Consider the following 18664-nt stretch of genomic DNA (forward strand, 5'->3'; position numbering starts at 1 on the left):
GAACGTCAGGTCGGGCGGAACATGCGGAAGCGCTGTCCGGCGCCGATGCGGAAGTAGTCGGCAGGCCCGCCGCCGCGCAGGATCGGCGCCGCCGCAGCGGTGTCGTAGATGCCATCGACCAGCAGCCGTTCATCGATATGCACCGTCACCACTTCGCCCAGCACCAGCCAGCCGTTGGTGTCCTGGCCGGCGGCATCGCGCAGGCGGACGATCTGCGTGCAGCGGCATTCCATGCTTACCGGGCTCTGTGCCACGCGGGGCGGTGTGACCTGCGTTGAGGCCAGTGGCGTCAGGCCGGCAAGGACGAACTCGTCGACATCCGGCGCGACCGCACGGCAGCTTTCGTTCATCGCCTCGGCCAGGTCGAAGGTGGCCAGGTTCCAGACGAATTCACCGGTGGCTTCGATGTTGCGCAGCGAGTCTTTGCGGCCCTGGCTGGAGAAGCCGATGATCGGCGGGGTGTAGTTGAAGGCGTTGAAGAAGCTGTAGGGCGCCAGGTTCAACGTGCCCTGTGCGTCGCGGCTGGAAATCCAGCCGATCGGGCGCGGGCCGATGATGGCGTTGAACGGGTCATGCGGCAGACGGTGGCCCTCTGCCGGGCGGTAGCTGTGGAAGGTGTCGGGCATGGGGGCAGGGGACGTGTGGGCTTGCTCGACTCTACAAAAAAGCCGCGACCCTTGCGGATCGCGGCTTGTCTTTCTCGGCGTGGCTGGACTCAGCGCTGCTGGATCTTCGACAGCAGGCGCAGGAACTCCACATACAGCCAGACCAGGGTCACCATCAGGCCGAATGCGCCATACCACTCCATGTACTTCGGCGCGCGCTGGGCCACGCCGGTTTCGATGAAGTCGAAGTCCAGCACCAGGTTCAGCGCCGCCACGACCACCACGAACAGGCTGAAGGCGATGCCCAGCCAGCTGGAGTCGTGGATCACCGGCACGTTGATGTTGAAGAAGCCCAGCACGAACGAGGCCAGGTAGAGCAGGGCGATGCCGCCGGTGGCGGCGACCACGCCCATCTTGAAGTTCTCGGTGGCCTTGATCACGCCGCTGCGGTACGCGAACAGCAGCGCAAACAGGGTGCCGAAGGTCAGCAGCACGGCCTGGAACACGATGCCCGGGAACTTGGCGTTGAACACGGCCGAGATGGCGCCGAGGAACACGCCTTCCACCAGCGCGTACATCGGCGCGGTGACCGGCGACCATTCCTTCTTGAAGATGGTGATCAGCGCCAGCACCAGGCCGCCGATGCCGCCGCCCAAGGCGTACAGCTTGGCCGCGTCCATGACCTGGCCGTAGTCGTCGATGGTCTGGTTCCAGGCGAAAGCGGCCGTCAGCACGGTCAACAGCAGCAGGAAACCGGTCTTGTTGACGGTGCCGTTGAGGGTCATTGCCTGGTCGGGGCTGGTCACCACCGAACCGCTGGCGAGGTCGAGGAAGGTCGACTCGGAAAGAGCCGGGTTGCCGCTGCGCATGCGTGTTCTCCGTGCGAATGAGGGTCAGGACGGCCATCCGGCCGATGGGCGTGAGCATAGCCGATGACTGCTTTCGGCGTTGTGGCAGGCCGCGGAACTGCGCATCCTTCGTTGACAGTTCCCAACGCGCTTGGCGACAATGACCAACTCCCCGGGCCTGACCCGAGGGGATTGCAAGACCGGGGTATAGCGCAGTCTGGTAGCGCGCCTGCTTTGGGAGCAGGATGTCGGGGGTTCGAATCCCTCTACCCCGACCAATCCCACGTCACGTCGGATTGGACACCGTTCCGGTTCGGGCGCCCGTAGCTCAACTGGATAGAGCACCGGCCTTCTAAGCCGGCGGTTACAGGTTCGATTCCTGTCGGGCGCGCCATTGGCGGGACAGCGGGATCGCATCGGCGGATGTGAAGAAGTGCTTGCAAAAGCGTAAAGACTCCACCAGAATATCGGACTCGCTTCGGCGGACCGGAACTTCGGTGACAGTCTCCAGGCAAGGTTTCAAGGTTCCAGTGCTGGCGGTATCGGCGGTGGAGCGAAAGTTTCAGTGGTGGCTGTAGCTCAGTTGGTTAGAGTACCGGATTGTGATTCCGGTGGTCGGGGGTTCGAATCCCCTCAGCCACCCCACTGATTCAACCGCATCGGCGCAGCCGAAACGGTATTGCAATAAACAGAAAGCACGCTACAATGTGCGTCTGAGTTTCACGGGCCGTTAGCTCAGTTGGTAGAGCAGTTGACTCTTAATCAATAGGTCCAAGGTTCGAATCCTTGACGGCCCACCAAGACGGAAGCCACCTGGTACGCCAGGTGGCTTTTTTCTTATAGGTGTGACCCTTTCATTTCAATGGGCCACACGTTGCAGGGCCCCGCCTGGCGTGGATCTGCAACGCATTGGGATCGCAGTGCTGGTTTCAACGATGTTGAAGAAAGTGCTTGCACTCACCGAGCGGATCGGGTCATAATTCGCGCCCCGATTTCGGGCTGTTAGCTCAGTTGGTAGAGCAGTTGACTCTTAATCAATAGGTCCAAGGTTCGAATCCTTGACAGCCCACCAGACGAAAGCCACTTGGTCATCCAGGTGGCTTTTTTCTTGCCCGCACGCCGGGTTGCGCTTCATCCACGCATGGCGTGGATCCACTGAAGCAGTGCTGAAATCAGGGGCATACGCGTCATCAGTGTTTTCAATGCTGTGCACTGCTTCTCACCGCATGGCGTCCTGCATCGCACCCAATAGATCTTCCGCGCCGATGGCGCATGCAGGAAGGAAGATGTTGATGGCTGAGATCACTCGATTGCACGGCACGGTGTGGATTCCCTTCGCGTTGATGGCACTGGCGGCCTGCACGCCGGGCAATGATCCTGCGCAGGCTGTCGAGCGTGATGCGGGCGCAGAGCGCATTCCGGCGCGCCAGATCGACGACGCCATGCAGTTGCGGCCGGCCCGGCCCGCGGAGGGGGAGGTCCTGCCCGGCGCGGTGGACGTACAGCGCAATGCGGACGGTTCGGTGGATGTGCGCAGGGCTGCGCCGGCGTCGGTGGCCCTGCGTCGCACCGACGATGGGGGCGTGGAGGTCCGGAAGGTGGATGCGGCCGTCGACCCGGGCTCAGGCGCGGCGCCGGCCCGCACGGTACCGCAGCAGTAGGCTGCGGCCAGCCCGGCGGGTCGCGCACCCGCCGGGCTGGCCGCGATGCAGCGATGGCGCGGAGCGTAGTGGATTCAGCTTTGTGCAGGCCTTCCGATTCCAGTCGCCGCCTGCGACAATGAACACCTGTGCCGGCCACGCGAAAGTGGCGGAATTGGTAGACGCCCTGGATTTAGGTTCCAGTGCCGCAAGGCGTGGGGGTTCGAGTCCCCCCTTTCGCACCAGTGCCGGCCTGTCCCCGCCCTGATCGGGCCATCGGCGCCCCCTTGACCGGCACGCGCTGGCAGTGCAGGCCGAATTGGGCGAAACTAAAGGGCTGCGGCAAGCAGGCGCGTCCCAGACGTCGTGTCCTAACAACCGTTTCATCCCAATCATCGAGCCGGGGGCCTGGGCCACCGGTGGCAGGAGTCAACATGCAAGCTTCGATCGAATCCACCGGCAACCTGGAACGCCGCCTGAGCTTCTCGCTGCCGGAAGAGCGTCTGCAGAGCCACATCGCCGGCCGCCTGGGCGAAATCGCCCGTACCACCCGCATCAAGGGGTTCCGTCCGGGCAAGGTGCCGGCCAAGGTGATCGAGCAGCGCTTCGGCGCGCAGGTCCGTGGCGAGGCGCTGGACGGCCTGCTGCGCGAGACCTTCGACGCGGCCGTGCGCGAGCACGACCTGCGCGTCGTCGGCAGCCCGCGCATCGACAAGGGCGACGAGGGTGAGTTCTCCTTCGTGGCCACCGTGGAAGTGGTGCCGGACTTCGGCGACATCGACGTCAGCAAGCTGACCGTCGTGCGCCACACCGCCGAGATCACCGACGCCGACATCGACCAGATGATCGAGAACCTGCAGAACCAGCGTCGCACCTGGGCCCCGGTCAGCCGTGGCGCGCAGGACGGCGACCTGGTCGCGGTGGAAACCTGGTCGCAGGCCGGCGAAGAGCGCCTGCCGGCCGAGGGCACCGAGAAGGGTTCGATCGTGCTCGGCCAGGGCATGATGTTCGACACCATCGAAAAGGGCCTGGTCGGCCTGGCCAAGGGCGAAGAGAAGACCCTGGACGTCGAGTTCCCGGCTGACTGGCGCGTGCCGGTGCTGGCCGGCAAGACCGTGCAGGTCACCGTCAAGGTTGCCGAAGTGTCCGAGCCGGTCGTGCCGGCGGTCGACGAAGCCTTCATCAAGAGCTTCGGCGTGAAGGGGGGCGACGTCGAGCAGTTCCGCAGCGACATCCGCGCCAACCTGGAGCGTGAGCTGAAGGGCGCGCTGATGAACCGCCTGCGCCGCGAAGTGGGCGAGCAGCTGATCGCGGCCTACTCGTCGGTGGAAATGCCGCCGCGCCTGGTCGAGAACGAAGCCCGCGCCATGCTGGCCCAGCAGGTCGAGCAGCTGCGCCGCAACGGCCAGAACGTCGGCGAGATCCCGGCCGATGCCCACGAAGGCTTCAAGGACGCCGCCGCCAAGCGCGTGCTGGTCGGCCTGCTGGTCGGTGAAGTGGCCCGCATCAACGACCTGCGCCTGGAAGCCAAACGCCTGAACGAAACGATGCGTCTGATCGCCTCGACCTACGAAGAGCCGGAGCAGGTCATTGAGATGTACCGTAACGACCCCCAGCTGATGTCTGGCCTGCAGAACCGTGTGATGGAAGAGCAGGTGATCGACTGGATCGCCGAGCGTGCCCAGCACACCGAAGAGAAGCTGTCGTTCCAGGACGCGATCCGCCAGTAAGCCGGCGGATCACCGGATGCCCCGCGCCTTTGCCGGCGCGGGGTTGTTGCCCCCCAAGATAGGTACCTCACGTAATGGACAACCGAACCAAAGCCCTGAACCTGGTTCCGATGGTGGTCGAGCAGACCAGCCGCGGCGAGCGTGCCTACGACATCTATTCGCGCCTGTTGAAGGAGCGCCTGATCTTCCTCGTGGGCCCGATCGACGATCACATGGCCAACGTGGTGGTGGCGCAGTTGCTGTTCCTGGAATCGGAGAACCCGGAAAAGGACATCAACATCTACATCAACTCGCCGGGTGGCGTGGTCACCGCCGGCATGGCGATCTACGACACCATGCAGTACATCAAGCCGAATGTGAGCACCACCTGCATCGGCCAGGCCGCCTCGATGGGCGCCCTGCTGCTGGCCGCGGGCGAAGCCGGCAAGCGCTATGCGCTGCCGAACTCGCGCGTGATGATCCACCAGCCGCTGGGCGGCTACCAGGGCCAGGCCACCGACATCGACATCCACGCGCGTGAGATCCTGACCCTGCGTTCGCGCCTGAACGAGATCCTGGCCAAGCACACCGGCCAGTCGCTGGAGACGATCGCCCGCGACACCGAGCGCGACAACTTCAAGAGCGCCTTCGAGGCGCAGGCCTACGGTCTGGTCGACCAGGTCCTGGAGCGTCGTCCGGATGAGTCGATCCAGGCCGGTTGACCGGCCTTCACGGGGCCAGGGAGGCCCCGTTCCTGCAGGGTCGGGCGGGACTGGTGTCCCCTCGGCCCTGTGCTATTCTCGAATCGAACCCCCGTTCAGCGGGTGGGGTAACTGGGTAAGCGAAGCATGAGCGAAGACCGCCAAGGTCGTTCCACGGACACCGGCAAGATCCTCTACTGCTCTTTCTGCGGCAAGAGCCAGCATGAAGTGCGCAAGCTGATTGCGGGTCCGAGCGTATTCATCTGCGATGAGTGCGTGGAGCTGTGCAACGACATCATCCGTGAGGAACTTGAGGAAAAGGCGCAGTCGGCGCGCAGTTCGCTGCCCAAGCCGCGCGAGATCCTCGAGGTCCTCGACCAGTACGTGATCGGCCAGAACCGCGCCAAGCGCACCCTGGCCGTGGCCGTGTACAACCACTACAAGCGCATCGAGAGCCGGCAGAAGAACGACGACGTCGAACTGGCGAAGTCGAACATCCTGCTGGTCGGCCCGACCGGTTCGGGCAAGACGCTGCTGGCCGAAACCCTGGCCCGCCTGCTCAACGTGCCGTTCACCATGGCCGACGCCACCACGCTGACCGAAGCCGGTTACGTGGGCGAGGACGTGGAGAACATCATCCAGAAGCTGCTGCAGAAGTGCGACTACGACGTCGAGAAGGCACAGCAGGGCATCGTCTACATCGATGAAATCGACAAGATCTCGCGCAAGAGCGAGAACCCGTCGATCACCCGCGATGTGTCCGGCGAAGGCGTGCAGCAGGCCCTGCTGAAGCTGATCGAAGGCACCGTGGCCAGCGTTCCGCCGCAGGGCGGGCGCAAGCATCCGCAGCAGGAATTCCTGCAGGTGGACACCAAGAACATCCTGTTCATCTGCGGCGGCGCGTTCGCCGGGCTGGACAAGGTGATCCAGGCCCGTTCCACCGACGTCGGCAGCATCGGCTTCGGCGCCAAGGTGAAGAGCAGCGAGCGCAAGCAGGAAGTGGGCAAGGTGCTGGCCGAAGTCGAGCCGGAAGACCTGATCAAGTTCGGCCTGATTCCGGAGTTCGTCGGCCGCCTGCCGGTGGTGGCGACCCTGGAGGAGCTGGACGAGCCGGCCCTGATCAAGATCCTGACCGAGCCGAAGAACGCCATCACCAAGCAGTTCAAGAAGCTGTTCGAGATGGAGAACGTCGAGCTGGAGTTCCGTCCGGACGCGTTGTCGGCCATCGCCAGGAAGGCGCTCAAGCGCAAGACCGGTGCCCGTGGCCTGCGCACCATCGTCGAATCGGTCCTGCTGGACACCATGTACGACCTGCCGTCGCAGGAAAACGTCAGCAAGGTGGTGGTGGACGAATCGGTGATCGAGCACAAGTCCGAGCCGTACCTGATCTACCAGACCCCGGCGGTCCCTGAACAGAAGGCCGCAGGCGCCGAGTGATCCTTCCAGGTTGTTGATTGGAAAGGATTTTCAAGGAATGCCTTGCATCTGAAAGCCGATGGCCCCATAACGGGGCCATCGGCTTTTTTTGTCTCCGGAAGATGCCCTCCCGGAGGCGGTTTTCCCCCTTCCCTGGAGCCCCCATGGCCCGTTCCCCAAGTGAAACCCTCGACCTGCCGGTCCTGCCGCTGCGCGACGTAGTGGTGTTCCCGCACATGGTCATTCCGCTGTTCGTCGGCCGTGACAAGTCCATGCACGCGCTCGAACAGGCAATGGAGGCGGACAAGCGCATCCTGCTGCTGGCGCAGAAGTCGGCCGAAACCGACGACCCGCATGCGGCCGACCTCTACCAGGTCGGTACGCTGGCGCAGGTGCTGCAGCTGCTGAAGCTGCCCGACGGCACCATCAAGGTGCTGGTCGAAGGCCTGTCGCGCGTGCAGGTCACCCACGTTGACGAGCGCAACGGCTCGCTGCACGGCCAGGCCGTGGAGATCGACGCCAGCGACGAGCGCGAAGCGCGCGAGGTCGAGGCGATCGCCCGCTCGCTGATGTCGCTGTTCGAGCAGTACGTGAAGACCAACCGCAAGCTGCCGCCGGAACTGCTGCAGACGCTGTCGGGCATCGATGAGCCGGCGCGCCTGGCCGACACCATCGCCGCGCACATCAGCGTGCGCCTGGCCGACAAGCAGCGCCTGCTGGAAACGCTGGCCGTCGGTGATCGCCTGGAGATGCTGGTCGGCCTGGTCGACGGCGAGATCGACGTCCAGCAGATGGAGAAGCGCATCCGCGGCCGCGTGAAGTCGCAGATGGAGAAGAGCCAGCGCGAGTACTACCTCAACGAACAGATGAAGGCCATCCAGAAGGAACTGGGTGACCTGGACGATGCGCCTGGCGAGCTGGAAGAGCTGGCGCGCAAGATCGCCGAGGCCGGCATGCCGAAGGCCGTTGAGGCCAAGGCGCGCAACGAGCTGAACAAGCTCAAGCAGATGTCGCCGATGTCGGCCGAAGCGGCGGTCGTGCGCAACTACCTGGAGTGGTTGCTGGGCGTGCCGTGGAAGAAGCGCAGCAAGGTTCGCAAGGACCTGAAGGTGGCGCAGGACACCCTCGATGCCGATCACTACGGGCTGGAGAAGGTCAAGGAACGCATCCTTGAATACCTGGCGGTGCAGTCGCGCGTGAAGCAGATGAAGGGCCCGATCCTGTGCCTGGTCGGGCCGCCGGGCGTGGGCAAGACCTCGCTGGGACAGTCCATCGCCAAGGCCACCAACCGCAAGTTCGTGCGCATGTCGCTGGGCGGCGTGCGTGACGAGGCCGAGATCCGTGGCCACCGTCGCACCTACGTCGGTTCGATGCCGGGCCGCATCGTGCAGAACCTCAACAAGGTCGGCAGCAAGAACCCGCTGTTCGTGCTCGACGAGATCGACAAGATGTCGATGGACTTCCGCGGCGATCCGTCCTCGGCGTTGCTGGAAGTGCTCGACCCTGAGCAGAACAACGCGTTCAACGACCACTACCTGGAAGTGGACCTGGACCTGTCTGAAGTGATGTTCGTGGCCACCTCGAACTCGCTCAACATTCCCGGCCCGCTGCTGGACCGCATGGAAGTGATCCGCATCCCCGGCTACACCGAGGATGAGAAGCTCAACATCGCCACCCGTTACCTGGTGCCCAAGCAGGTCAAGGCCAACGGCCTGCAGCCGGAAGAGCTGGAGATCGGCAGTGACGCCATCCAGGACATCGTGCGCTACTACACGCGCGAGTCGGGCGTGCGCAACCTGGAACGCGAGATCGCCAAGATCTGCCGCAAGGTGGTGAAGGAGATCGCGCTGGCCGGCCCGCAGCCGGTGAAGGCGAAGAAGGGCGCGAAGAAGAAGGCGCTGGTGAGCGTGTCCAGCAAGAACCTGGACAAGTACCTGGGCGTGCGTCGCTTCGACTTCGGCCGTGCCGAGGAAGAGAACGAGATCGGCCTGGTCACCGGCCTGGCCTGGACCGAGGTGGGTGGCGATCTGCTGCAGATCGAATCGACGCTGGTGCCGGGCAAGGGCCAGCTGATCCTGACCGGCCAGCTCGGCAACGTGATGAAGGAATCGGCTTCAGCGGCGCTGTCGGTGGTGCGTTCGCGCGCCGTCGGCTTCGGCATCGACAGCGACTTCCTGCAGAAGCACGACGTGCACCTGCATGTGCCCGATGGCGCTACGCCGAAGGACGGCCCGAGTGCCGGCGCGGCGATGGTCACCTCGCTGGTATCGATGCTGACCAAGGTGCCGGTGCGTGCCGACGTGGCGATGACCGGCGAGATCACCCTGCGTGGTCGCGTCACGGCCATCGGTGGACTGAAGGAGAAGCTGCTGGCCGCACTGCGTGGCGGAATCCGCACGGTCATCATTCCCGAGGAGAACCGCAAGGACCTGGCCGACATCCCGGCCAACGTCACCCGCGATCTGGAGATCGTGCCGGTGAAGTACATCGAAGAAGTCCTGGACCTGGCGCTGGAGCGTCCGTTGGCACCGAAGAAGGCGCGCAAGAGTGCGCAACGTGTCACGGTGCGCAGCAAGGCCAAACCGAGTGGAAACGCGCGCGTCAAGCATTGACGCGCGCTGTCCAATGGCCCGAAACCCGCGTCGTTGCTGGCTTTCCAGCTTGCGTGGGGGTAGGGCCACTGGTATAAAAGCAGCACTCGCGAATGAGTGATCGCAGTCTGGCGATCGCTGAATTCGGCGAACCGTTTCCACATGGCGGCCGCATGCAGAGCGCGTGCGGTTGCTTCCCTGTCGAATAAGCGGAACCCACCGCCAAAGGAGTTGTAGAGAATGAACAAGACCGAATTGATCGATGCCGTTGCTGAAGCTGCAGACCTGACCAAGGCCGAGTCCAGCCGCGCTGTCGATGCCGTCGTTGCTGCCGTCACCAAGGCGCTGAAGGACGGCGATGCGGTCACCCTGGTTGGCTTCGGTACCTTCCAGGTCCGCGACCGTGCTGCCCGCACCGGCCGCAACCCGAAGACCGGCGACACCATCAAGATCGCTGCTTCGAAGAATCCGTCGTTCAAGGCTGGTAAGGCCCTGAAGGATGCTGTAAACTAAGCGGCTCGCTGGGGTGCTTAGCTCAGCGGTAGAGCGTCTCCTTTACACGGAGAGGGTCGGGGGTTCGAAACCCTCAGCACCCACCACAGCACCGCGGTAAAAGTTTGAGTGTGGAGCGGTAGTTCAGCTGGTTAGAATGCTGGCCTGTCACGCCGGAGGTCGCGGGTTCGAGTCCCGTCCGCTCCGCCATTCAACGAGGCCTCCGGCCAAAAGCTGGAGGCTTTGTTTTCTCCCGGTCCAGGCCGGCTGAAAGCAAAAAAGGTAACAACGCGGAGCGGTAGTTCAGCTGGTTAGAATGCTGGCCTGTCACGCCGGAGGTCGCGGGTTCGAGTCCCGTCCGCTCCGCCATTACATCGAGGCCCCCGGCCTGAAGCTGGGGGCCTTGTCTTCTCACCGACAGGTTCGGAAGGAAGGCGAAAAGGTTTTTGCAAGAACGGAGCGGTAGTTCAGCTGGTTAGAATGCTGGCCTGTCACGCCGGAGGTCGCGGGTTCGAGTCCCGTCCGCTCCGCCATTGCAGAATTCTTAAGTCCCTGTGAAAAAACTTTGAAAAAAGTGTTCATCGGGCTGGGTTTCCAGGCAGTCTTCGGATATACTGGGCGCCTGCAAAGTTCAAGCGCGGAGCGGTAGTTCAGCTGGTTAGAATGCTGGCCTGTCACGCCGGAGGTCGCGGGTTCGAGTCCCGTCCGCTCCGCCAACTTCAAAAGCCCTCGGCGCAAGCCGGGGGCTTTTTCTTTGCGCCATGGTGGAAATGGCCGACACGCGGATGGCGCATGCCTGCCGATGTGGACGCAGGCCGCGCTGGCGCTGCTTTTGGTCCCTGCGGCGAAGCGGGTTACACTGCCGGGCTCGCCAATAAGGCCTTGTGATTCCTCACCATGCTGCAGAAACTCCGCGACAAGACCTCAGGCTGGATCGTCACTGTGATCCTGGGGCTGCTGATGATTCCGTTCCTGTTCGTGATCGACAACAGCTACCTCGGTGGCGTTGGCGCACAGAACGTGGCCAAGGTTTCCGCGCCGCCGACCTGGTGGCGTTCGGCGCCGTCGTGGTGGCCGGTGCGCATGCTGTGGCAGCACCACGAGATCAGCTCGCAGGATTTCCGCACGCGTTTCGAGCAGGAGCGCATGCGTGAGCGCCAGCAGCAGGGCGACAACTTCGACCCGCGCGCGTTCGAGAGCACCGAGAACAAGATGGCCGTGCTCGATCAGCTGATCGACGAGCAGGTCGTGCGCCTGGTCGGTGAGCAGGCAGGCGTGGTGATCGGCGACGGCGCGGTGCGCGAGTACATCGCTACCATGCCCGCATTCCTCGATTCGAACGGCAAGTTCAACGAGAACAACTATCGCCTGGCCCTGGCCGGCGGCAACCCGCCGCGTACGCCGACCCAGTTCCAGGAGCTGGTGCGCGAGAGCCTGCAGCAGTCGGTGATTCCGTCGGGCCTGCAGAGCTCCGGCTTCGTCACCCAGGCAGAGACCGAGCGCCTGTTGAAGCTGCTGGGCGAAACCCGCGACGTCGAGCTGGCCGCGTTGCCGCCCGTACCGGCCGATACCGCGCCGGTCACCGATGAGCAGATCAAGCAGTGGTACGACAGCCACGGCAAGGATTTCCGCCAGGCCGAGAGCGTGTCGCTGGAGTACGTCGAGATCAACGGCGCGAACCTGCCGGCACCGGCGGCGGCCGATGAAGCCACCCTGCGCAAGCGCTATGAAGACGAGAAGGCGAAGTTCACCTCGCCGGAGCAGCGCCAGGCCTCGCACATCCTGATCACCGGTGACGGTGCAGAAGCGAAGGCGAACAGGATCGCTGCCGAAGCCAAGGCCGCTGGTGCCGATTTCGGCGCGCTGGCCAAGGCCAATTCGGAAGATCCGGGCTCCAAGGACCAGGGCGGGGACCTGGGTTGGGTCGAGCGCGGTGCGATGGTGAAGCCGTTCGAGGACGCGCTGTTTGCGGCCAAGGCCGGTGATGTGATCGGCCCGGTGAAGACCGAGTTCGGTTACCACATCATCAAGGTGGCCGCTGTGCGCGGTGGCCAGGGCAAGTCGTTCGAGGAAGTGCGTGACACGCTGGCCGCCGAACAGCTGAAGGCCGACGGTGAGCGCGGCTTCAACGAGCTGGCCGGTCGCCTGGTCGATGCCATCAACAAGAGCCCGAGCGACCTGGCCGCTGCCGCCAAGGAAGTGAACCTGCCGCTGCAGACGCTGGGCCCGATCACCCGCGCGACCGCCAGTGGCATTGCCGCTGACCCGGCCGTGCTGCGTGCGGCGTTCTCCGACGTGCTGGTGCAGGACGGCACCGCCAGTGACCCGATCGCCCTGGGGGGCGCGACCAACCACAGCGTGGTCATCCGCGTGGCTGCGCACACCCCGGAACAGGCCCTGCCGCTGGACAAGGCTCGTGAACAGGTGATCGCCGCGATCCGCGCTGACCGCCAGCGCCAGGCCAGCGACAAGGCGGCCGATGCCATCCTGGCCAAGCTGAAGGCGGGTGCCACCCTGCAGTCGCTGGCCGCCAGCGAGAAGCTGCAGCTGAGCCCGATGCCGGGCCTGCCGCGCAGCCAGCCGGTGCCGACCCCGGAAATCAACCGCGCGATCTTCAGTGCGCCGGTGCCGGCCGAAGGCAAGCCGAGCTATGGCAAGGTCGACGTCAATGGCCACGCGCTGCTGTTCGCGGTGAACAAGGTCAATCCGGGCGACATCAAGGAAGTGACTGCAGAGCAGCAGAAGCAGCTGAAGGAACAGCTGAGCCAGATCGATGGCATGGCCGCGGCCAAGGCCTACATCGAGGCGATGCGCAAGAAGTTCGTGATCCAGACCACCGAGGCGAACCTGTAAGCCTTGCGGCGAGCAGATCGAAGAAGGCCCGGCATTGCCGGGCCTTTTTTTGTGCGGGCGCTGCTGGAAATCGAATTGTAGAGCCGAGCCCGTGCTCGGCTGGTCATGAACCCCGACAAGTCGCAGGCAAGAAAAAAGCCGAGCATGGGCTCGGCTCTACAGGAGGGCCCTGGCCTACGCGTCAGTCTTCCACGCGCAGCACGGCGCCCGGCTTCAGCACGCTGCTGCCGCTCAGGCCGTTCAGCGACAACAGAGCCTTGACCGGCATGCCGTAGCGGCGGGCGATGGTCCAGGCCGACTCGCCATCACGCACGGTGTGGCGGCGGCTGCGCGGACGATCAGCGATCGCGGCGACGGTCTTGGCCACCTGCGGCGTCGGTGCTGCGGTGGCGACTGGCGCAGCGCTGGCGACCAGGGCGGATGCGGTGTCCGCCACCGTCGCATTGGCAGCCGAGACAGGAGCCAGCACGCGGGTGGTACCCGACGAGGCGCGGCCACCGCCCGCCAGGGCGGGGTTGAGGCGGGCGATCCTGGCCGGGTCCAGGGCGCGCTGTGCGGCCCACTGCTGGACGCTGGTGCCGGCGGGCAGGGTGTGGTCCTTCAGCACCGGCACGGTGCGGTCCAGCGAGGCCATCACGCCCGGCTGGTCTTCCACGTCTTCCAGCACGCAGGCCAGGGCATGCAGCTTCTCGACGTAGGCATGGGTGACCGGCGACAGGCCGGGCAGCGCCGACGGCTTGGCGTTCTGCGCGTTCATGCCGGCCTTGCGCATGGACTGCAACACGCGGTACTCACCGGCGTTGTAGGCCATGGTGGCCAGGCGCCAGTCGCCGCCGAACATGCCGTGCAGGGTCTTCAGGTAGCGCACTGCGGCCTGGGTGGAATCGACCGCCGACAGGCGGCCATCGTAGCCGTTGGCCATGGGCACGCGGTGGTTGCGCGCGGTGGTGGCGATGAACTGCCACAGGCCGGTCGGGCCGCTGCCATTGCGGGCATTGGGCCGGTAGCCGCTTTCCACGAACGGGATCAGTGCGAATTCGGTAGGCAGGTTGGCCTTGCGCAGCTCTTCAACCACGTAGCCGAACAGCACCAGCGCATCGTCATCCTGGTTGGCCAGGCGCGACGGGGCGTGGGCGAACTGCTTCTGCCAGCGCGGGCTGGTGGCCTCGGCATTGCAGGTGGGCTCGGCCAGGCCGTCGCGGAAGCTGGAGAAGATCTCCTGGCCATTGCGGACCGACGCGGCCGGCAACGCAGCCGGATCCAGCGGCAGGGCCGCCGCGGCGGCCAGGTTCTGGCCGATGCCCGCGCCCAGCGACTGGGCACCGGCGGTTCCGGCCAGCCCCAGGACCAGGCCCAGGGCCAGCGGCAGACTTCGGCGCATCATGCGCGGAAGCCGTCTTTCCAGTGCCGGAGACCGGCCATGACGTCGACGTCGTCAACGACGTCGCGGCCCAGGTGCGCCGCCACTGCCGCGCGGATCGGCGCCGTGTGCACACGCAGGAACGGATTGCAGTCGAATTCGTTGGCCAGGGTTACCGGCAGGGTGGAACGGTCATCGCGGCGCATGGCCAAAGCCTCCTCTTGGCGCTGCCACAGGGCAGCGTTGGCGGGGTCGACATGCCGCGCGAAGACGGCATTTGACACGGTGTACTCGTGGGCGCAACAAAGCAGCAGTTGCGCGGGCAAGGTACCCAGCTTGCGCATCGATGCCAGCAGCTGGGACGGCGTACCTTCGAACAGGCGTCCACAGCCCAGGCTGAACAACGAATCTCCGCTGAAAAGATGTTCAGCAGTGTGAAACGCGATGTGGCTGCGGGTATGCCCGGGCACGGATAGTACGTGGAACGTCCGGCCTAGTGCCTGAACGCGTTCACCTTCACCGACCCGCTCGGTCGCTGCAGGGATGCGCTCCTCGACGGGCGCGATGACCCGTACACCGGGAAAACGTGCCTGCAACGCGGGCACGCCACCGATGTGGTCATCGTGGTGATGGGTGAGCAGGATCGTGTCCACGCGCAGGCCCTGATCGGCCAGCGCAAGCACCGGCGCGGCATCGCCGGGATCGACGACCACGGCGGCGCCAGCGTCGTCGATCAACGTCCAGATGTAGTTGTCCGCAAATGCGGGCAGGGCAGTCAGTCGCATAGAATTGGACCATGCCCGCGCTGCAGAGCACCCGTCAAGCGAGCCAGGCCCCGTGGTTCGACACTGAACCGGCGGGCTCCTTGCGCGTGCTGGAGCGGCAGTTGCTGCTGCCGCAGCTGTCCGTCCTGCCGACGCAGCCCTGGCTGTGGATCGCACCGAGTGCGGCCTGGCTGGAGGATGCGCAGCTGGGCGGGCGCGGGCTGCGGCTGTTCCGGCAGGGCCAGGGCTATGCCGGCGACACCCGCTGTGCGCTGCCGCTGCCGCTGGCCAGCGAGAGCGTCAACGCGGTCGTGCTGCAGCATGTGACCGCGGGCGATGCGGAGCGACTGCTGGACGAGTGCGAGCGCGTGCTGATGCCGGGCGGCCACCTGTGGCTGAGCAGCCTCAACCCGTTCAGCCCTTACCGCACGCATTGGCGCCAGCACGGACTGGTGGTGCGCACGCCACAGCGGATCCGCCTGCTGCTCGGCCGCCACGGGCTGGAGTGCGACGATATGCGTTACCTCGGCCCGCTCTGGCGCGGTGCAGGCAGTCGCCGCACGGGCGGTTGGGCGCCGCTGCGCGCGGCCTGCCTGTTCCATGCTGAAAAGCGCACGCTGGCCCTGCCCGGGCCGAAACCGTTGCCGGTGCGTTGGCTCGGCACCGTTGCCACCTGATCTGGAGTTGTATTGAAAACCATCGAAATCCACACCGACGGTTCCTGCCTTGGCAATCCCGGCCCCGGCGGCTGGGCTGCGCTGCTGCGCTACAAGGGCCACGAGCGTGAACTGAGCGGCGGCGAAGCGCACACCACCAACAACCGGATGGAGCTGATGGCGGCCATTTCCGGGTTGGAGACGCTCACCGAGCCCTGCAACATCGTGCTCTATACCGATTCGCAGTACGTGCGGCAGGGCCTGACGCAGTGGCTGCCCGGCTGGATCCGCAAGAACTGGAAGACCGCCGGCGGCGACCCGGTGAAGAACCGCGAGCTGTGGGAGCGCCTGCATGCCGCGACGCTGCGGCACCAGATCGACTGGCGCTGGGTAAAGGGCCACTCCGGTGACCCGGACAACGAGCGGGTGGATACGCTGGCGCGCAACGCGGCCATCCAGATCCGCGACGCCAGCCCGGTAAACTGAGCCCATGCGTCAGATCATCCTCGATACCGAAACCACCGGCCTGGAATGGAAGAAGGGCAACCGCATCGTCGAAATCGGCTGCGTGGAGCTGTTCAAGCGCCGCCCGACCGGCAACAACTACCACCAGTACATCAAGCCGGACTGCGAGTTCGAACAGGGCGCGCAGGAAGTCACTGGCCTGACCCTGGAGTTCCTGGCTGACAAGCCGGACTTCGCGCAGATCGCCGATGAGTTCCTGGCCTTCATCGATGGCGCCGAGCTGATCATCCACAACGCGGCGTTCGACCTGGGCTTCCTCGACAACGAGCTGTCGCTGCTGGGCCCGCAGTACGGGAAGATCACCGATCGCTGCACGGTGATCGATACCCTGGTGATGGCGCGCGAGCGCTTCCCGGGCCAGCGCAATTCGCTGGATGCGCTGTGCAAGCGGCTGGGCGTGGACAACTCGCACCGTGCGCTGCATGGCGGCCTGCTCGATGCGCAGATCCTGGGCGACGTCTACATCGCGCTGACCTCGGGGCAGGAAGAGATCGGATTCGGCCTGGGGGATGACGATGGCGGTGGCGCCGGTGCGGCGCTGCAGGCCTTCGATACCAGCAAGTTGCTGCCGCGCCCGCGCGTAGTGGCCACGCCGTCGGAGCTGGAAGCGCATGCCGCGCGGCTGGAGCGGCTGCGCAAGAAGGCCGGCCACGCACTGTGGGATGGGCCGAAGGTGGAAGAGCCCGCCAGCGCGTAATGCCTGGAAGAGGTAGTGCCGGCCGCTGGCCGGCATCTGCGTGAACACGTTTCCCGGTGAGCCGGCCAGCGGCCGGCACTACCGCCTCCACGCATGGCGTGGATCTACGGGTTAATGGCAGCGCACCAGGATCACGCTGATGTTGTCGCGGCCACCGCCGTCGAGCGCGGCGGCGACCAGCGTGTCCACGCATTCCTGTGCGCTTGCATCCTCGAAGGCGAGGGTGCGGGCGATGCCGCGGTCGTCCACTTCCTCGGTCAGGCCGTCACTGCACAGCAGCAGCTGCATGCCGGGGCGCAGCTCGCCGCTGGTGGTGGCCACGTTCAGATGTGCCGGATCGGTGACGCCCAGCGCCTGGGTGACCACGTTGCGATGTGGATGCGCGCGTGCCTGTTCGGCCGTCAGGTTGCCCTGCGCGACCAGTTCCTGCACCACGCTGTGATCCTGGCTGAGCTGTGCCAGCTGGCCGTCACGCCAGAGGTAGGCACGGCTGTCGCCGACCCATGCCACTTCATAGCGATTGCCCTGCACGCGTGCGGCGACCACGGTGGTACCCATCGGCAGGGTGTCGTTGCGCCGCCGCGAGGCGCGGATGATCTCTTCGTCGGCGGTGCGGATGGCCTGGGCCAGCGGCGCGCCACGGCGGATCTCGCGCACGATGGTTTCGCGCGCCAGCGCGCTGGCCACCTCGCCGCAGGCGTGGCCGCCCATGCCATCGGCCACCAGCCACAGGGCCAGCTCGCTGTCACCGTAGTAGGTGTCTTCGTTGAGCTCGCGGCGCAGGCCGGGGTGGGTGAGGTGTCCGAATTCGATCATGGTGTGCAGGGGGCGGGGTATTGCTGGGGAGACAGGCATCATCGGGGGGCTGCGGGCATCCGGCAAGGCATGCATCCAGGAAATTTTCACTTCATTGACCGGAATGACTTGTCGTCGGCCTGACTTCCTCGTATGATGCGCGTCCCCGGTCCGCCGGGGACCACCCGGAGAGGTGGCAGAGTGGTTGAATGTACCTGACTCGAAATCAGGCAGGCGTTTATAGCGCCTCGGGGGTTCGAATCCCCCCCTCTCCGCCAGATAAAGAAAAAGGGCTGCCGAAAGGCAGCCCTTTTTCTTTATCTGGCGCGGGACGCGACGCGCTCTGCGTGTCGCCCCACACGTTGCTGTGCAACGTGTGGGCCCCTCCCTTTGCCGGCCTCTCCCCGCCCCTGTCGGGGCAGCCCCTCAACAGAGGGGCTTGGTCCTCCAGATGCATCACGGGAGATCCGCGCGGTGCGTGGATGCTGTTCCTGCTGGCAGGCTCATCCACGCATGGCGTGGATCTACCGGGGATATCCGTGCGGACGCTGCGGGTTACCATGTACGCATCACCTGCTGGAGCTTTTCCCCATGACCGCTGAAATCCTCGTTCCCGTTTCTTTCGGCGAGCTGCTGGACAAGATTTCGATCCTGCAGATCAAGTCCGAGCGCATCAGCGACGAGGGCAAGCTGGCCAACGTGCGCAGGGAGCTGTCGGCGCTGGAGCAGACCTGGATGGCACACCCGGCGGCCGTGAAGGACATCGCCAGGCTGCGTGCCGAGCTGAAGGTGGTCAACGAGCAGCTGTGGGAAATCGAGGACGACATCCGGCTGAAGGAGAAGGCGCAGGCGTTCGACCAGGGCTTCATCGACCTGGCGCGCAGCGTGTACCTGCGCAATGACGAACGCGCGCGCATCAAGAAGGCGATCAACCTCGCACTGGGCTCGGCGTACGTGGAGGAGAAGTCCTATCAGGATTACGCGCAGCGCGTGTAATCCCGGGCGGCCTGCC

At 65.1% G+C, this 18664-nt stretch carries 16 protein-coding genes and 12 tRNA genes; 23 read left to right on the top strand and 5 right to left on the bottom strand.

Translation table 11 applies throughout. The annotated features are described in order from the left end of the window. Positions 1-5 precede the first annotated feature (5 nt). Positions 6-626 (bottom strand): flavin reductase family protein, encoded by a 621-nt coding sequence (locus VG566_RS03225; protein ID WP_014646094.1) that lies wholly within the window; start codon positions 624-626, stop codon positions 6-8. A gap of 89 nt (positions 627-715) precedes the next feature. Continuing rightward, positions 716-1474, bottom strand: coding sequence for a Bax inhibitor-1/YccA family protein (locus VG566_RS03230; protein ID WP_032961785.1), 759 nt, complete (start codon positions 1472-1474; stop codon positions 716-718). A gap of 180 nt (positions 1475-1654) precedes the next feature. On the opposite strand from VG566_RS03230, the gene VG566_RS03235 reads away from it, so the two are divergent. From VG566_RS03235 to VG566_RS03320, 18 genes are all read left to right on the top strand, one after another. Then, positions 1655-1731 (top strand) — tRNA-Pro (locus VG566_RS03235). A 39-nt stretch (positions 1732-1770) separates the two neighbouring features. Further along, positions 1771-1847: transfer RNA gene (locus VG566_RS03240), tRNA-Arg, on the top strand. Positions 1848-2021: 174 nt separating this feature from the next. Beyond that, a tRNA-His gene (locus tag VG566_RS03245) sits at positions 2022-2098 on the top strand. 79 nt (positions 2099-2177) lie between these two features. After that, positions 2178-2253, top strand: a tRNA-Lys gene (locus tag VG566_RS03250). A 196-nt stretch (positions 2254-2449) separates the two neighbouring features. After that, positions 2450-2525 (top strand) — tRNA-Lys (locus VG566_RS03255). Positions 2526-2745: 220 nt separating this feature from the next. Next, on the top strand, positions 2746-3114 hold the full coding sequence (locus VG566_RS03260) for a hypothetical protein (RefSeq protein ID WP_100449487.1): 369 nt from the start codon (positions 2746-2748) through the stop codon (positions 3112-3114). A 139-nt stretch (positions 3115-3253) separates the two neighbouring features. Beyond that, positions 3254-3338: transfer RNA gene (locus VG566_RS03265), tRNA-Leu, on the top strand. Between the two features lie 189 nt (positions 3339-3527). Then, entirely contained in the window at positions 3528-4823 is a 1296-nt protein-coding gene (tig, locus tag VG566_RS03270; RefSeq protein ID WP_032961818.1) for a trigger factor, read from the top strand. 74 nt (positions 4824-4897) lie between these two features. Then, entirely contained in the window at positions 4898-5524 is a 627-nt protein-coding gene (gene clpP, locus VG566_RS03275; RefSeq protein WP_019659528.1) for an ATP-dependent Clp endopeptidase proteolytic subunit ClpP, read from the top strand. A 126-nt stretch (positions 5525-5650) separates the two neighbouring features. Further along, entirely contained in the window at positions 5651-6940 is a 1290-nt protein-coding gene (gene clpX, locus VG566_RS03280; RefSeq protein ID WP_014646099.1) for an ATP-dependent Clp protease ATP-binding subunit ClpX, read from the top strand. 143 nt (positions 6941-7083) lie between these two features. Continuing rightward, positions 7084-9531, top strand: coding sequence for an endopeptidase La (lon, locus tag VG566_RS03285; protein ID WP_014646100.1), 2448 nt, complete (start codon positions 7084-7086; stop codon positions 9529-9531). 219 nt (positions 9532-9750) lie between these two features. Beyond that, on the top strand, positions 9751-10023 hold the full coding sequence (locus VG566_RS03290; protein ID WP_004146343.1) for an HU family DNA-binding protein: 273 nt from the start codon (positions 9751-9753) through the stop codon (positions 10021-10023). 11 nt (positions 10024-10034) lie between these two features. Continuing rightward, positions 10035-10109, top strand: a tRNA-Val gene (locus tag VG566_RS03295). 26 nt (positions 10110-10135) lie between these two features. Then, a tRNA-Asp gene (locus tag VG566_RS03300) sits at positions 10136-10212 on the top strand. An 82-nt stretch (positions 10213-10294) separates the two neighbouring features. Then, positions 10295-10371 (top strand) — tRNA-Asp (locus VG566_RS03305). 87 nt (positions 10372-10458) lie between these two features. Beyond that, a tRNA-Asp gene (locus VG566_RS03310) sits at positions 10459-10535 on the top strand. A 106-nt stretch (positions 10536-10641) separates the two neighbouring features. Next, a tRNA-Asp gene (locus tag VG566_RS03315) sits at positions 10642-10718 on the top strand. 181 nt (positions 10719-10899) lie between these two features. Beyond that, positions 10900-12855 carry a peptidyl-prolyl cis-trans isomerase gene (locus tag VG566_RS03320; RefSeq protein WP_164167009.1) on the top strand — a complete coding sequence of 652 codons (1956 nt, stop codon included), beginning with the start codon at positions 10900-10902 and terminating at the stop codon, positions 12853-12855. A 181-nt stretch (positions 12856-13036) separates the two neighbouring features. Here VG566_RS03320 and VG566_RS03325 read toward each other — a convergent pair whose 3' ends face one another. Then, a complete protein-coding gene (locus tag VG566_RS03325) occupies positions 13037-14239 on the bottom strand; it encodes a lytic transglycosylase domain-containing protein (RefSeq protein ID WP_046429131.1) in 1203 nt (400 codons plus the stop codon). Beyond that, entirely contained in the window at positions 14236-15000 is a 765-nt protein-coding gene (gloB, locus tag VG566_RS03330) for a hydroxyacylglutathione hydrolase (protein WP_032961823.1), read from the bottom strand. Before gloB ends, VG566_RS03325 begins: the two co-directional genes overlap by 4 nt. 11 nt (positions 15001-15011) lie before the next feature. Between gloB and VG566_RS03335 the strand changes: the two genes are divergently transcribed. The 3 genes from VG566_RS03335 to dnaQ are packed head-to-tail and all read left to right on the top strand — an operon-like array spanning position 15012 to position 16857. Continuing rightward, positions 15012-15656 carry a methyltransferase domain-containing protein gene (locus VG566_RS03335; RefSeq protein ID WP_041863105.1) on the top strand — a complete coding sequence of 215 codons (645 nt, stop codon included), beginning with the start codon at positions 15012-15014 and terminating at the stop codon, positions 15654-15656. 12 nt (positions 15657-15668) lie between these two features. Continuing rightward, entirely contained in the window at positions 15669-16121 is a 453-nt protein-coding gene (gene rnhA, locus VG566_RS03340; RefSeq protein ID WP_014646157.1) for a ribonuclease HI, read from the top strand. A gap of 4 nt (positions 16122-16125) precedes the next feature. Then, on the top strand, positions 16126-16857 hold the full coding sequence (gene dnaQ, locus VG566_RS03345) for a DNA polymerase III subunit epsilon (protein WP_014036152.1): 732 nt from the start codon (positions 16126-16128) through the stop codon (positions 16855-16857). 111 nt (positions 16858-16968) lie between these two features. Here the strand turns inward: dnaQ and VG566_RS03350 are convergent, their stop codons facing one another. Then, on the bottom strand, positions 16969-17673 hold the full coding sequence (locus tag VG566_RS03350) for a PP2C family protein-serine/threonine phosphatase (protein ID WP_014036153.1): 705 nt from the start codon (positions 17671-17673) through the stop codon (positions 16969-16971). A 166-nt stretch (positions 17674-17839) separates the two neighbouring features. Here VG566_RS03350 and VG566_RS03355 point away from each other — a divergent pair. Beyond that, positions 17840-17930 (top strand) — tRNA-Ser (locus VG566_RS03355). 313 nt (positions 17931-18243) lie between these two features. Next, positions 18244-18648 (top strand): DUF6165 family protein, encoded by a 405-nt coding sequence (locus VG566_RS03360; RefSeq protein ID WP_014646159.1) that lies wholly within the window; start codon positions 18244-18246, stop codon positions 18646-18648. The last annotated feature ends 16 nt before the right edge of the window (positions 18649-18664 follow it).

It is taken from the genome of Stenotrophomonas sp. CASM114 (assembly GCF_049384325.1).
In the GTDB taxonomy this organism is placed as follows: domain Bacteria; phylum Pseudomonadota; class Gammaproteobacteria; order Xanthomonadales; family Xanthomonadaceae; genus Stenotrophomonas; species Stenotrophomonas muris.